Below are 12,530 nucleotides of genomic sequence, written 5' to 3' on the forward strand. Positions count from 1 at the left end.
GCGCGTCGCAGCCTGTAGGTGCCCCGTCATGCCCGGCGACCGTATTCTCACGGGGTTGGCGCTCCGCCTGCTCGCGATCTTCTTCCTGTCCACCATGTCGGCACTGGTGAAGCTGGCCGAGACCCGCGGGGCGTCGCTGCCCGAAACCATGTTCTATCGCCAACTCTGCGCGCTGCCGGTGGTGCTGGGCTTCGTCGCGGCCGGGCCGGGCCTGCGGTCGCTGCGTACGACGCGGATCAGGGGACATCTGACCCGGTCGATGATCGGGCTGGTCGGCATGGTCTTTACCTTCGGCGCGGTGCTGCTGCTGCCGCTGGCGGAGGCGACGACGTTCCAGTTCACCGTGCCGATCTTCGCCACGCTGCTCGGCGCGCTGGTGCTGCGCGAACGGACCGGGTGGCAACGGTGGAGCGCGGTGCTGGTCGGGTTCGTCGGCGTGCTGGTCGTGGCACAGCCGGGCAGTTCGCACGTGCCGCTGTTCGGCGCGTTCGTCGGGCTGATGGCAGCACTGTTCGTCGCGCTGGTCGCGATCGCGCTGCGCCAGTTGCGCGAAGAACCGGCGGGGACGACCGTGTTCTGGTTCTCGACGCTCACCCTGCCGTTCATCGTCACCGCCTATGCCTTCGACATCCGCGCGCACGACTGGCTGACCTGGCTGAACCTGATCGCAGTCGGCGTGGTCGGCGGCATGGGACAGATCGCGCTGACCGCCGCATCGCGCGCCGCGCCGGTCGCGGTGGTGGTGCCGATGGACTATTCGGGACTGATCTGGGCGACCGTCTATGGGTGGCTGCTGTTCGGGGTGTTGCCGACGTCGATGACCTGGGTCGGCGCGCCGATCATCATCGCCAGCGGGCTGTTCATCGTGTGGCGCGAACATCGCCTGGGCCGGCAGAAGGTGCGATCGATGGTCGAGGAAGATTGAGGCGTTAACGCCGCCTTGACTGCGCATGGGCGAAAGACGGCAGGTGGAACCCGACCGCATCGCCCCCGTCCACCCACGCCGCCTGCGCGAGCTGGACGCCTTGCGCGGATTGTCGGCGCTGGCGGTCGCGCTCTACCATTACAGCTATTTCATCGGCTTCGTCCTGCCCGGCACCGCCCTGCCCGACTGGCAGGTGCGGTGGGGCGATGCCGGGGTGAAGCTGTTCTTCGCGATTTCGGGCTTCGCCATGCTGGCGACGCTGGAGCGGACGAGCGGTCTGGCCGCGTTCGCCCGCGCGCGGGGACGGCGGTTGCTGCCCGAATATTGGACCGCGATGGTCCTGACCGGGGCGGTCGCATGGGCGCTGGGACCGGAGCGGCTGCGGGTCGGGCCGCTCGACTGGCTGGCGAACCTGCCGCTGTTGCAGGCATGGACCGGCGTACCGATGGTCGATGGCGTCTATTGGACGTTGAATGTCGAAATCCTGTTCTACGCGTGGATCGCGCTGCTGTGTCGGATCGGCGCGACCCGGCGGATCGACCGGCTGGTCCTTGGCTGGATGGCGCTGCGGCTGGGCTGCTGGTTGCTGCCGGTTCCCGCGTGGGTGCAGCAACTGTTGCTGATCGACCACGCTGCGTGGTTCGCGATCGGGCTGATCGCCTGGCCGATCTGGCGCGGCACGGCATCGACGCGGGAGCAGGTGCCGCTGTTCGGCGCCATCGTCGCCATCGCCGCGCTGACCGCCGACCATGCCGCCGCTGTGCTGGCCGGGGGGCTGGCGCTGCTGTTCCTCGCGGTGGCGAGCGGGCGGATGCGCTGGCTGGCACGACCGGCGCTGCTGTGGCTCGGTGGCGTTTCCTACCCCTTCTACCTGCTCCATGCCGTGATCGGCTATGCCATCATCGTTCGGCTACAGGCGACCGGAATTAGCGCGAACGTCGCGCCGTTCCTTGCGCTGGCGGCGACGCTGGCGCTGGCGGCGGTCACCGCCCGGCTGTGCGAGGCATGGCGCAATCGGCCGCGCGGATCGGTCCGCGTGGTCGCCGTCGCGACCTAGGGGCGATCGACACCGGAAGTAGCTGAATGTCGATCCGGCCCTAGACCGCCCGGGCGCTCGCCAGCAGCCGGCGGGCGCGGACGAACATTTCCACCCGCTGTGCGACGACGATGCCCCAGGCAAGCGCGACGAACGCGTCGGTCACGGTCGCTGCGTTGAGATTCAGCAAGGTCGCGCCGCCATACGCCATCGCCTGCTTCAGCGCCGTCCTGACCAGCAGCAGTGCGACGATGAACAGCAAGGCGGCGGGGGACGGGCGGTGGTTCAGCCGATGCGTCGCCGGATCGACCTCGATCCGCATCAACCGCCCGCGCTGCCAACCGAGCACCAGTCCCGCGCCGGCCGCGACGGCACACACCATCCAGCCCCAACCCGACGGCGGAAAACTGTAGAACAGGCCGCCGGCGACGATGGTGAGGATCGCGGGCATCACCCACAATGTCTCCAGCCGCAGCGGGCGCATCTTCTGCCCGCGCCACCAGCGGATCGCAACCACCAGCGCCACGATGGCGACCGGCATCAACGTCGGCAGCCAGCCCGTTTGTCCGTTCATCGAAAATCCCCCGCCCCGCCCGCCGATCGGACGGGGCGGGAGCCGTTATTCGGCGGCTTCCGCCACCGGCGCAACGCTTTCCTTCCACGCCAGCACCGGCTTGCGCGCCGCCAGCGTCTCGTCGAGGCGGCGGCGCGGCGCGAAGTGCGGCGCGGACTTCAGCGCCTGATCGCCGGCCTTGGCGCGTTCACCGACCGACTTCAGCGCGCCGATGAACTGGTCGAGCGCCGCCTTGCTCTCCGTCTCGGTCGGTTCGACCAGCATCGCACCGTGGACGACCAGCGGGAAATACACCGTCATCGGGTGATAGCCCTCGTCGATCAGGCCCTTCGCCACGTCGAGCGTCGAGAAGCCTTCCGCCAGGTTGGCATCGCTGAACAATGCCTCGTGCATACACGGCCCGCTCTTGCCGAACGGCGCGTCGAGCGTGTCGTCCAGGCTGCGCAAGACATAATTGGCGTTGAGCACCGCATCTTCCGCGACCTGCTTCAACCCGTCGGCGCCGTGGCTGAGGATGTAGCTCAGCGCGCGGGTGAACATGCCCATCTGGCCGTGGAACGCGACCATCCGGCCGAAGCTGTCGGCGTGATGCTCGCCCGCCGTTTCCTCTTCGACCAGCACGAACCGGCCGTCCTGCTTCTCAACGAACGGCAGCGGTGCGAAGGGGGTCAGCGCCTTGGAAAACACCACCGGACCCGACCCCGGACCGCCGCCGCCGTGGGGCGTCGAGAAGGTCTTGTGCAGGTTGATGTGCATCGCATCGACGCCCAGGTCACCCGGCCGCACCCGGCCGACGATCGCGTTGAAGTTCGCGCCGTCGCAATAGACGTAGCCACCCGCCGCGTGCACCGCGTCGGAGATTTCCTTCAGGTCGCGCTCGAACAGCCCGCAGGTGTTCGGGTTCGTAATCATCACGCCCGCGACGTCGGGACCCAGCCGGTCCTTCAGCGCCTGCGTATCGATCCGCCCCTCGGCGGTGGCGGGAATGGCCTTCACGGTGAAGCCCGCGAACGCCGCCGTCGCCGGGTTGGTGCCGTGCGCCGATTCCGGCACCAGGATCGTCTTGCGATGGCCCTCGCCGCGCTTCTCCAGCGCCGCCTTGATCGCGAGGATGCCGCACAGCTCGCCATGCGCGCCGGCCTTCGGCGACATCGCGACCGAATCCATGTTGGTCAGCGTGACCAGCCAGTGCGCAAGCTGATGGATCACCTCCAGCGCGCCCTGCACCGTGTCGATCGGCCCCAGCGGATGGAGGTCGGCAAAGCCGGGCAGTCGCGCCATCCGCTCGTTGAGGCGCGGATTATGCTTCATCGTGCACGATCCCAGCGGGAACAGGCCGAGGTCGATGGCATAATTCTGCCGCGACAGGCGGGTATAGTGGCGGACCGCCTCCGGCTCCGACAGGCCGGGCAGGCCGATCGCGCCCTTGCGGGCATGGCCGCCGAGGCGCGAGGCAATCTTCGGCGCTTCGTCGATGTCGACGCCGGTGGTCTCGTTCGATCCGATTTCGAAGATCAGCGCCTCTTCCAGCATCAGCGCGCGATTGCCGGTGAAGGTCGCCTGCTGCTGCGTCGAAGCCTCGCCCATTTCTGGACGCCAGCCGCTCTGGTTCACGCTCATGCCAGTATCTCCGTCAGCGCCGTCGCCAGCGCCTCGATATCTTCCTCGGTCACGGTTTCGGTGACCGCCACGACCAGCCCGTTGGCCAGCGCATCCTCGCCCGGATACAGCCGGCCGAGCGACACGCCCGCCAGCACGCCGCGATCGGCCAGTTCGCGCACGACCGGCCGCGCCTCGACCGGCAGCTTCAGGGTGAATTCATTGAAGAAGCTGTCGTTGACCAGCTCGACGCCCGGCACCTGCGCCAGCCGGTCGGCGGCGGCACATGCCTTGGCGTGATTGACCTCAGCCAGTTGCCTCAACCCCTTTTCGCCGAGCAGCGTCAGGTGGATCGAGAAGGCGAGCGCGCACAGCCCCGAATTGGTGCAAATGTTCGACGTCGCCTTTTCGCGGCGGATATGCTGTTCGCGGGTCGACAGCGTCAGCACGAAGCCGCGCTTGCCCTCGGCATCGACCGTCTCGCCGCACAGCCGGCCCGGCATCTGCCGCACCAGCTTTTCCGAACAGGCGAACAGCCCGACATAGGGACCGCCGAATTGCAGCCCGACGCCCAGCGACTGGCCTTCGCCGACCACGATGTCGGCGCCCAGATTGCCCGGCGCCTCGATCGCGCCCAGCGCGACCGGCTCGGTCACCACCGCGATCAGCAACGCCTTGGCGGCGTGCGCGGCATCGGCGATCCGCCGCAGGTCGGGAATGCGGCCGAGAATGTCGGGATACTGTACGACCACGCACGAGGTGTCGGCGTCGATTCCCGCGATCACCGCGTCGTCGTCGGTGGCGGCGTCCAGCACCGGCAGCGCCGTCGCCAGCACGTCGCCGGTATATTTCGCCATGGTCTTCGCGACCGAGACATAGTGCGGATGCACCCCGCCCGAAAACACCGCCTTGGCCTTGCGCGTGACACGACGCGCCATCGTCACCGCTTCCCAGCAGGCGGTCGAGCCGTCGTACATCGACGCATTCGCCACGTCGCAGCCCAGCAGCCGGGCGACCTGGCTCTGGAACTCGAACAGCATCTGCAACGTGCCCTGCGCGATTTCGGGCTGATAGGGCGTGTAGGCCGTCAGATACTCGCCGCGCTGGATCAGGTGATCGACGCTGGCGGGCACATGGTGACGATACGCGCCGCAGCCGAGGAAGAACGGCACCGACCCGGCCGCGACATTCTTCGCCGCCAGCGCCGACAAATGCCGTTCGACCGCCAGCTCGCTGGCATGGTTCGGCAGGCCGGGCACCGGCCCGTCGAGCCGGGCGGATTCGGGAACGTCGACGAACAGGTCATCGATGCTGTCAGCACCGATCACGGACAGCATGTCCGCGCGGTCGGTCGGGGTCAGGGGAAGATAGCGCATGATGGTCCTTGTTGGTCCGCCGGGGGAGCGGCCTCATTCGTCATTCCGGCGCCAAGCCGGAATCCACGGATACGGGCGTCATCGATTCAGAACGCGCCGGCCCGTGACCATGGATCCCGGCCTCCGCCGGGATGACGGGAGGCCGGGGGACAGACGGTTCGCTTACAGCCGCGCAACGTAGGCGGCGTATTTCTCTTCATCCATCAGCTCGCCCAGCTCACTGTCATCGCGCAGCGTCAGCTTGAAGAACCAGCCATCACCTTCCGGGTCCTCGTTCACCAGCGCCGGGTTGTCGGTCAACGCGGGATTGCCCTCGATCACGATGCCCGATGCCGGAGTGTAGACGTCGGACGCGGCCTTCACCGATTCGACCACGGCGGCATCGTCGCCCTTGGTCAGTTCGCGGCCGTCGGCGGGGACGTCGACGAACACGATGTCGCCCAGCTGCCCGGCGGCATATTCGGTGATGCCGACCGTCGCGACTTCACCGTCGACTTCGATCCACTCATGTTCCTGCGTGAAAAAACGGCTCATCGGGGCAACTCCCTCTTAACGGACGTAACGATGGGGGACGAACGGCATCGGGACGACCCGCGCCGTGTGCAGCTTGCCGCGCTGGCGCAGGGTGATCGCCCCGCTTTCCGCCAGCGCCGGCGGGCAATAGGCCATGGCGATCGGCGCCTGGACGCTGGGCGCGAACCCGCCCGAGGTGACGTGGCCGACGACGGTTCCGTCCGCATCGATCACCTCGGCACCCTCGCGCACCGGCTGGCGACCCTCGACGATCACGCCGATGCGCTTGAGCGCGGGACCGGCGGCGCGTTCGGCGAGGATGCGCTCGGCACCGGGGAAGCCGCCCTCTTCACGGCGACGCTTCGACAGCGCGAAGCCCAGATCGGCGGCGACCGGCGTCGTGTCGGGCGAAAGGTCATGGCCGTAGAGCGGCAACCCGGCTTCGAGGCGCAGCGAGTCGCGCGCGCCCAGACCGATCGGCTTTACCTCCGGTTCGGCGCAGATCGCGTCGGCAAAGGCAGTGGCGGCATCCTCGGGCAGCGAAATCTCATAGCCGTCCTCACCGGTATAGCCCGAACGGCTGACCCACAGGCCATGACCCTGCCAGTCGAACGGCCCAGCCGTCATGAACGTCAACGCGGCGACACCCGGCAGGATGCGGTCCAGCGCATCGACCGCCTTCGGCCCCTGCACCGCCAGCAGCGCGCGGTCGTCGAGGTGGTTCAGCGTGATCTCATCGGCGAGATGCTCGCGCAGGTGGCCGATATCGTCGTACTTGGTCGCACCGTTGACGACCGTGTAGAAGGCGTCGTCGCCCTCGGCAGCATCCATCGGGAACGGAATGCCCGGCTCCGCCGCATCCAGCCGCGTGACCATCAGGTCGTCGAGGATACCGCCATTGTCGTCCAGCAGCAGCGAATAGCGGATCTTGGCGGGCTTCAGGATGCGCAGGTCGCCCGGCAGCAACGCCTCCAGCGCGGCGGTGGCATCGGGTCCGTGGATCAGCAACTGGCCCATATGGCTGACGTCGAACAGCCCGGCGCTCTCACGCGTCCACAGATGCTCCGCCATGATGCCTTCATACTGGACCGGCATCGTATAGCCCGCGAACGGGACCATACGCCCGCCCCTCGCGCGGTGCCACGCGTCGAGCGGGAGGGCCTGCGGCGGCAGTTCCTCGACCGGATCGGTGCCGTCGGCGCGCAGTTCGTGGGCGGGTTCGGGGGCAATGTCGCTCATGGGCCACGTCCTTCGTGATAGGGGCAATCGACGGACGCACGGGCGCACCGCGCCTGACGACCATCGCCCCCTCTGTCACGGAACCTGAGAGCTTTCGCGAGGGGCTATGCCCTGCTTACCCCTTCGGTGGCCCGACCGTTTCGGCCGCGGCGCTTTCCAGAGTATCATATGCCCCGCGCGGTCCCTGTTGCCTGAGAGATTCCGGGGCGGTTGCTCCTTCGGCGGCGGATCACTCCGCACTCTCCCGCGCGTGGCGTCGGCTGCAAGCCTGTCGATCCGCGAAGCTCTGGCTCGGGCGTCGGGATTAGTCAATCGGGAAAGCGGGGTTGGTGGCGGACGGAGGGGCAACGCGACGACGTTCGTCATCCCGGCGCAGGCCGGGATAGCGGGTGCCAGAAACCATTCTCCTCGTCATTCCCGCGAAGGCGGGAATCCATACACGCTGACCTTCGAGCAGGACTCGCTGCCGCTGCGTCTATAGATTCCCGCCTTCGCGGGAATGACGATGTGTATGAACCGCCGCGCGCCCGGCCCGGCCTTACCGCGTAACGTTGTACCGCAGCTGCGCGTCGGTCAGCTGGAACCCGACCAGCGCCTCGAACGTGGCGGCCAACACGGCCTGACGCACCGCCGGATCGGACAGCGGATCGATCGCGGCGTCCTGATCCCCGGCCTTGCGGCGGCGGTTGATCTGGTTGCGGGTTTCCTGCGGCAGCGTCGCGGCGGCGCGGTCGACGACCGCCGTCCCCCGCGCCTGTGCGGAGGCGCGTGCCTCGCCCGCCGCGAAGTTCAGCGTGACCTGCCCCACCCGCTTCGACACGACCTGCGTGCCGCCGCGTACCACCGACACGAAATAGGGCAGCGTCACTGTCCGCGCGGCATCGGTGCGGTTGCGCCGGGCCTGCACGTCGAAGCTGATCGTGCTGTTGATCGTGTCGGTGCCCTCGACGCAGTTCGCGCGGACGTTGGTCAGCGTCGCCACGACGTCGATCGCCGTCGCATCGGTGCTGGCGGGCGGATCGAACAGCGTGATGTCGCCGGTCCCGGCGGGCACGCCCGCCACCGGGCAAGCGGACCGCACCGCCGAAATGCCGACGCCCTGCGTCACGTCCAGCTCGCCGGTGCGCTTGCACCCCGACAAGGCGACAACAGCGAGCGTGGCGACGGCAACGGTTTTGCGGAGGGTCACGGAAATCTGTACCTTATGCACGGGTGCGGCGATGCCGCGCCTCCTGATAGCCACGCTTCATAGGAACCGGCTTTCGCGCGTGCAAGCAATCGCGTGTTTGGGGCGATACCGTCCGGCTTGACTTGGCGTGCCACCAAACAAGCTGTAAGCGCTGGGGCCATGACCGAACCCCAGCGCCCCGCCATCGAACTGCTGATCGCCGCCCCGCGCGGTTTCTGCGCCGGGGTCGACCGCGCCATCCAGATCGTCGAGCTGGCGATCCAGAAGCACGGCGCGCCGGTCTATGTCCGGCACGAGATTGTCCATAACAAGTTCGTGGTCGACTCGCTGCGCGCGAAGGGCGCGATCTTTGTCGAGGAACTGGACCAGGTGCCCGACGGCGTGCCGGTCGTGTTCTCGGCGCATGGCGTGCCGAAATCGGTGCCGGCGGCGGCGAGCGAGCGGGGCCTCGAATATCTCGACGCCACCTGCCCGCTCGTGTCGAAGGTCCACCGCCAGGCCGAACGGCTGGTAGCATCCGGCCGCCACATCCTGTTCGTCGGCCATGCCGGCCATCCGGAGGTCATCGGCACTTTCGGGCAGGTGCCTCAGGGGCAAATGACGCTGATCGAAACGGTCGAGGACGTCGCGAACCTGACCCCCGCCGACCCCGACAACCTCGCCTTCCTGACGCAGACGACGCTGTCGGTCGACGACACGCGCGCCATCGTCGAGGCGACGATCGCCCGCTTCCCGACCATCGTCGCACCCAAGGCCGACGACATCTGCTATGCCACGTCCAACCGGCAGAATGCGGTGAAGGCGATCGCGCAAAGCTGCGACATGATGCTGGTGATCGGCGCGCCCAATTCGTCCAACTCGGTCCGGCTGGTAGAAGTGGCGGAGCGTGAAGGCATCTCGGCCAGACTGATCCAGCGCGCCGCCGAACTCGACTTCGCGTGGCTGGAGGGGGTCGGCACGCTCGGCATCACCGCCGGCGCCTCGGCGCCCGAAGTGCTGGTGCGCGAACTGGTCGACCGCATCGCCACCCGCTTCACGGTGACCGAGCGCGAGGTCGAGATGACGCGCGAGACGATCGCGTTCAAGCTGCCGCGCGGCCTCGAAGCCGCCTGATGGCCGTCTATACGCAGGTGTCGGCGGAGGCGCTCGCCCGCTTCCTGTCGGGCTATGACCATGGCGACCTCGTGTCGGCCAAGGGGATCGCCGAGGGGGTGGAGAACAGCAACTATCTGGTCGACACCACGACCGGGCGGTTCATCCTGACGCTGTATGAAAAGCGCGTCGATCTGGCCGACCTGCCCTTTTTCTTCGCGATGACCGATGCGTTGGCCGATGCCGGCAACCCGGTGCCGCGCGCGCTGCCCGACCGGGCGGGACAGGTGATCCAGACGCTGGAGGGTCGCCCCGCCTGCCTGATCGAGTTCCTGTCGGGCGTGTCGGTCAGCCACCCCACGATCGAACAGGCCCATGCGGCGGGCGCGGCGCTGGGCGCGCTGCATCGTACCTTGAGCGATTTCGTGCCGACCCGCGCCAATTCGATGGGCATGGCGGCATGGCCCAAACTCCATGCCGACTGCGCCGACCAGCTCGATTCGATCCGGCCGGGCCTGCGCGCGCGGGTGGGCGGGGCGCTGGACGCCGTGCTGGCGGACTGGCCCGCCGACCTGCCGACCGGAGCGATCCATGCCGATCTCTTTCCCGACAACGTCCTGATGCTGGGCGACCGGGTGACCGGGCTGATCGACTTCTATTTCGCCTGCACCGACATCATCGCCTATGACGTCGCGATCACCCACTCGGCATGGAGCTTCGACGCGAAGGGTTTGCCCCTCGACCCGGCGATCGGGCAGGCGCTGCTCGCCGGCTATCGCACGGAAGCGTCGCTGTCGGATGCCGAAGTCGCCGCACTCCCGCTGCTGGCGAAGGGCGCGTGCATCCGCTTCCTGCTCACCCGCGCCTGGGACTGGATCAACACGCCGCCCGATGCGCTGGTGACGCGCAAGGACCCGCTCGCCTATCTGCGCCGGCTCGACTGGTACGACACGAACCCGACCGCCTTCGCATGACCGACGCCCCCGAACTCCCCCGCGTGGAAATCGCGACCGATGGCGCGTGCAAGGGCAATCCGGGGCGCGGCGGCTGGGGCGCGGTGCTGCGCGCCGCCGATGGCCGCGAACGCGAATTGTCGGGCGGCGAGCGTGAGACGACCAACAACCGCATGGAACTGATGGCCGCGATCGAGGGGCTGCGGGCGCTCAAGCGCCCGTGCCGCGTGATCCTGTCTACCGACAGCCGCTATGTGATGGATGGCCTGACCAAGTGGATCAAGGGCTGGCAGAAGAACGGGTGGAAGACCGCCGCGCGCCAGCCGGTCAAGAATGCCGAGCTATGGCAGGACCTGCTCGCCGCCGCCAAGCCGCACCGTATCGAATGGCAATGGGTCAAGGGCCATGCCGGTCATCCCGATAACGAGCGCGCCGACAAGCTCGCCAGCGATGCGGCGATCCGCCAGTGATCCCCCGTATCCTGATCGATACAGCCCAGGTGCCCGGCGACAGCGTCGAGCTGCGCCTCGTCCAGCGCGGCGACGATTTCATGATCGTCCTCGACCGCAACGAACTGATGAGCAGCCGCATGTCGGCGTCGGAAGAGGCGCTGGCCGATCTCGGCTGTGCGCATCTGACGGGACGCAAGGGCGTGCGGGTCCTGATCGGCGGCCTCGGCATGGGCTTCACCCTGCGCCGTGCGCTGAAGATCCTGCCCGCAGATGCCGAGGTGGTGGTTGCCGAACTGGTGCCCAAGATCGTCGAATGGGCGCGCGGACCGTTGGCGCATATCTTCGATGGCTGTCTCGACGACCCACGCGTGCGGATCGCGGTGGGCGACGTGGCGTGGGCGATCGAGGAGGGCGGCTGGGACGCGGTACTGCTCGATGTCGACAATGGCCCGGATGGCCTCACCCATGCCGGCAACGACAAGCTGTATTCGCCGCGCGGTCTGCAAGTGACGCAGCGCGCGTTGCGGTCGGGCGGGGTGCTGGCGATCTGGTCGGCCTATGCCGATGCGGCGTTCACCAGGCGGCTGAAGGATTGCGGCTATCTGGTCGACGAACAGGTGGTGCGGGCGCGCGGGACCAAGGGCGCGCGGCATGTGATCTGGTTGGCTGGGCGGCGGTAGGGGCACTTCACCCCTGCCTCCTCCGTCGTTCCATCTGGTTCGAACCGCGCCCCTCCCGTTTAGTTCGAGCTTGTCGAGAACGGGGTTCCGCAAGGATGCCGCTGAAGGCGGACAAACCGCCCCTACCTTCGTTCAGTTCGAGCTTGTCGAGAACCCGCCAGCCCTAGGCAACCCGTTCTTGACGGACGCTTCTCGACAAGCTCGAAGCTGCTCGAACCAAACGGATTGGGTGGAGAACCATTTCTCACCACCGTTCATGCTGAGTAGGGACTGAGCGAAGTCGAAGGCCCGTATCGAAGCACCTGCCGCAGTACTTCTATACACTCTCTCAACACCGCCGAGGCCCCGAAGCCAACGACCGATCAACGCGAACAGGTGGTCAGATCGGTCCGGCATCGGCTGCACCGCTTTGCAGGCCACGGCACGCTGATAAGGCCGCGCATAAACACGGACTTGCCGCAGCGGGGGCAGCGAATCAGGAGGGAGCGTATGCCGCCGATCAGTACCCAAGCGATTCCGAGCGGAATTAAAACCACCGCCGTCCAATCCGCACGCAAACCAACCGTCATAAGAACAAACGGAATCCCCCAAACGATCGTGAACATCGCCACCATCGTCCAAAGCATGTGCCGGACTCCGACATCATAAACGCTGTTAGATGGCTTGTCGCTCATACCGATCGTATAGCGTACACCGAGCGCAGCTCACAGTCGATTTGCTACCGGGTCAGGATCACGCGCCTAAGGCCGGCAATCACTCATCCGTCCGCATCTTCACCTTGTTCGGCAGATCCTTGCCCTTCGTCCGCCGCGACGGCAGCTGCACCGGGTTCTTCTTCTTCCAATCCCCCCACCGCTTGGGTCCTTCGGGGGTGTCGATGATCGTATCGTCGTCCATGTCCT

At 67.4% G+C, this 12,530-nt stretch carries 13 protein-coding genes and 1 riboswitch; of the genes, 6 read left to right on the plus strand and 7 right to left on the minus strand.

The window, feature by feature from the left end:
• Positions 1-28: 28 nt before the first annotated feature.
• The gene (locus tag ASE83_RS13235) at positions 29-925 is read left to right on the plus strand and encodes a DMT family transporter (RefSeq protein ID WP_055790837.1); all 897 of its coding nucleotides are present in this window, start codon (positions 29-31) and stop codon (positions 923-925) included.
• Between the two features lie 25 nt (positions 926-950).
• The gene (locus ASE83_RS13240; protein WP_055790840.1) at positions 951-1,982 is read left to right on the plus strand and encodes an acyltransferase family protein; all 1,032 of its coding nucleotides are present in this window, start codon (positions 951-953) and stop codon (positions 1,980-1,982) included.
• A gap of 40 nt (positions 1,983-2,022) precedes the next feature.
• Here ASE83_RS13240 and ASE83_RS13245 read toward each other — a convergent pair whose 3' ends face one another.
• The 6 genes from ASE83_RS13245 to ASE83_RS13270 all read right to left on the minus strand — a co-directional run bounded on the left by ASE83_RS13245 (position 2,023) and on the right by ASE83_RS13270 (position 8,451).
• Positions 2,023-2,535: a CcdC protein domain-containing protein gene (locus ASE83_RS13245; RefSeq protein WP_055790843.1), complete on the minus strand. Its 513-nt coding sequence runs from the start codon at positions 2,533-2,535 to the stop codon at positions 2,023-2,025.
• Between the two features lie 45 nt (positions 2,536-2,580).
• Positions 2,581-4,155 (minus strand): aminomethyl-transferring glycine dehydrogenase subunit GcvPB, encoded by a 1,575-nt coding sequence (gene gcvPB, locus ASE83_RS13250; protein ID WP_055790846.1) that lies wholly within the window; start codon positions 4,153-4,155, stop codon positions 2,581-2,583.
• Complete coding sequence (gene gcvPA / locus ASE83_RS13255) at positions 4,152-5,510, minus strand: aminomethyl-transferring glycine dehydrogenase subunit GcvPA (protein WP_055790849.1); 1,359 nt, start codon at positions 5,508-5,510, stop codon at positions 4,152-4,154. The genes gcvPB and gcvPA overlap by 4 nt, the downstream gene beginning before the upstream one ends.
• A 162-nt stretch (positions 5,511-5,672) precedes the next feature.
• A complete protein-coding gene (gene gcvH / locus ASE83_RS13260; protein ID WP_055790851.1) occupies positions 5,673-6,044 on the minus strand; it encodes a glycine cleavage system protein GcvH in 372 nt (123 codons plus the stop codon).
• A gap of 15 nt (positions 6,045-6,059) precedes the next feature.
• Positions 6,060-7,262, minus strand: coding sequence for a glycine cleavage system aminomethyltransferase GcvT (gene gcvT / locus ASE83_RS13265; protein ID WP_082443340.1), 1,203 nt, complete (start codon positions 7,260-7,262; stop codon positions 6,060-6,062).
• 168 nt (positions 7,263-7,430) lie between these two features.
• Positions 7,431-7,519, minus strand: a riboswitch (glycine riboswitch).
• Between the two features lie 281 nt (positions 7,520-7,800).
• Positions 7,801-8,451: a hypothetical protein gene (locus tag ASE83_RS13270; RefSeq protein WP_055791239.1), complete on the minus strand. Its 651-nt coding sequence runs from the start codon at positions 8,449-8,451 to the stop codon at positions 7,801-7,803.
• Between the two features lie 159 nt (positions 8,452-8,610).
• On the opposite strand from ASE83_RS13270, the gene ispH reads away from it, so the two are divergent.
• From ispH to ASE83_RS13290, 4 genes are read left to right on the plus strand one after another with little or no spacing between them, the layout of a single operon-like run.
• On the plus strand, positions 8,611-9,564 hold the full coding sequence (gene ispH / locus ASE83_RS13275; RefSeq protein ID WP_055790855.1) for a 4-hydroxy-3-methylbut-2-enyl diphosphate reductase: 954 nt from the start codon (positions 8,611-8,613) through the stop codon (positions 9,562-9,564).
• Positions 9,564-10,517, plus strand: coding sequence for a homoserine kinase (thrB, locus tag ASE83_RS13280; protein WP_055790859.1), 954 nt, complete (start codon positions 9,564-9,566; stop codon positions 10,515-10,517). The genes ispH and thrB overlap by 1 nt, the downstream gene beginning before the upstream one ends.
• Positions 10,514-10,966 carry a ribonuclease HI gene (rnhA, locus tag ASE83_RS13285; protein ID WP_055790862.1) on the plus strand — a complete coding sequence of 151 codons (453 nt, stop codon included), beginning with the start codon at positions 10,514-10,516 and terminating at the stop codon, positions 10,964-10,966. Before thrB ends, rnhA begins: the two co-directional genes overlap by 4 nt.
• Positions 10,963-11,628 (plus strand): hypothetical protein, encoded by a 666-nt coding sequence (locus ASE83_RS13290; protein ID WP_055790867.1) that lies wholly within the window; start codon positions 10,963-10,965, stop codon positions 11,626-11,628. Before rnhA ends, ASE83_RS13290 begins: the two co-directional genes overlap by 4 nt.
• 753 nt (positions 11,629-12,381) lie before the next feature.
• Here ASE83_RS13290 and ASE83_RS18830 read toward each other — a convergent pair.
• Positions 12,382-12,525 carry a hypothetical protein gene (locus ASE83_RS18830; RefSeq protein WP_162233638.1) on the minus strand — a complete coding sequence of 48 codons (144 nt, stop codon included), beginning with the start codon at positions 12,523-12,525 and terminating at the stop codon, positions 12,382-12,384.
• Positions 12,526-12,530: the final 5 nt, after the last annotated feature.

The organism is Sphingomonas sp. Leaf32, from assembly GCF_001421765.1.
Classification (GTDB): domain Bacteria; phylum Pseudomonadota; class Alphaproteobacteria; order Sphingomonadales; family Sphingomonadaceae; genus Sphingomonas.

Coding starts and splice junctions, on each gene's coding strand:
- ASE83_RS13235 (WP_055790837.1), top strand. CDS start 29: ATGCCCGGCGACCGTATTCTCACGGGGTTGGCGCTCCGCCTGCTCGCG.
- ASE83_RS13240 (WP_055790840.1), top strand. CDS start 951: ATGGGCGAAAGACGGCAGGTGGAACCCGACCGCATCGCCCCCGTCCAC.
- ASE83_RS13245 (WP_055790843.1), bottom strand. CDS start 2,535: ATGAACGGACAAACGGGCTGGCTGCCGACGTTGATGCCGGTCGCCATC.
- gcvPB (WP_055790846.1), bottom strand. CDS start 4,155: ATGAGCGTGAACCAGAGCGGCTGGCGTCCAGAAATGGGCGAGGCTTCG.
- gcvPA (WP_055790849.1), bottom strand. CDS start 5,510: ATGCGCTATCTTCCCCTGACCCCGACCGACCGCGCGGACATGCTGTCC.
- gcvH (WP_055790851.1), bottom strand. CDS start 6,044: ATGAGCCGTTTTTTCACGCAGGAACATGAGTGGATCGAAGTCGACGGT.
- gcvT (WP_082443340.1), bottom strand. CDS start 7,262: ATGAGCGACATTGCCCCCGAACCCGCCCACGAACTGCGCGCCGACGGC.
- ispH (WP_055790855.1), top strand. CDS start 8,611: ATGACCGAACCCCAGCGCCCCGCCATCGAACTGCTGATCGCCGCCCCG.
- thrB (WP_055790859.1), top strand. CDS start 9,564: ATGGCCGTCTATACGCAGGTGTCGGCGGAGGCGCTCGCCCGCTTCCTG.
- rnhA (WP_055790862.1), top strand. CDS start 10,514: ATGACCGACGCCCCCGAACTCCCCCGCGTGGAAATCGCGACCGATGGC.
- ASE83_RS18830 (WP_162233638.1), bottom strand. CDS start 12,525: ATGGACGACGATACGATCATCGACACCCCCGAAGGACCCAAGCGGTGG.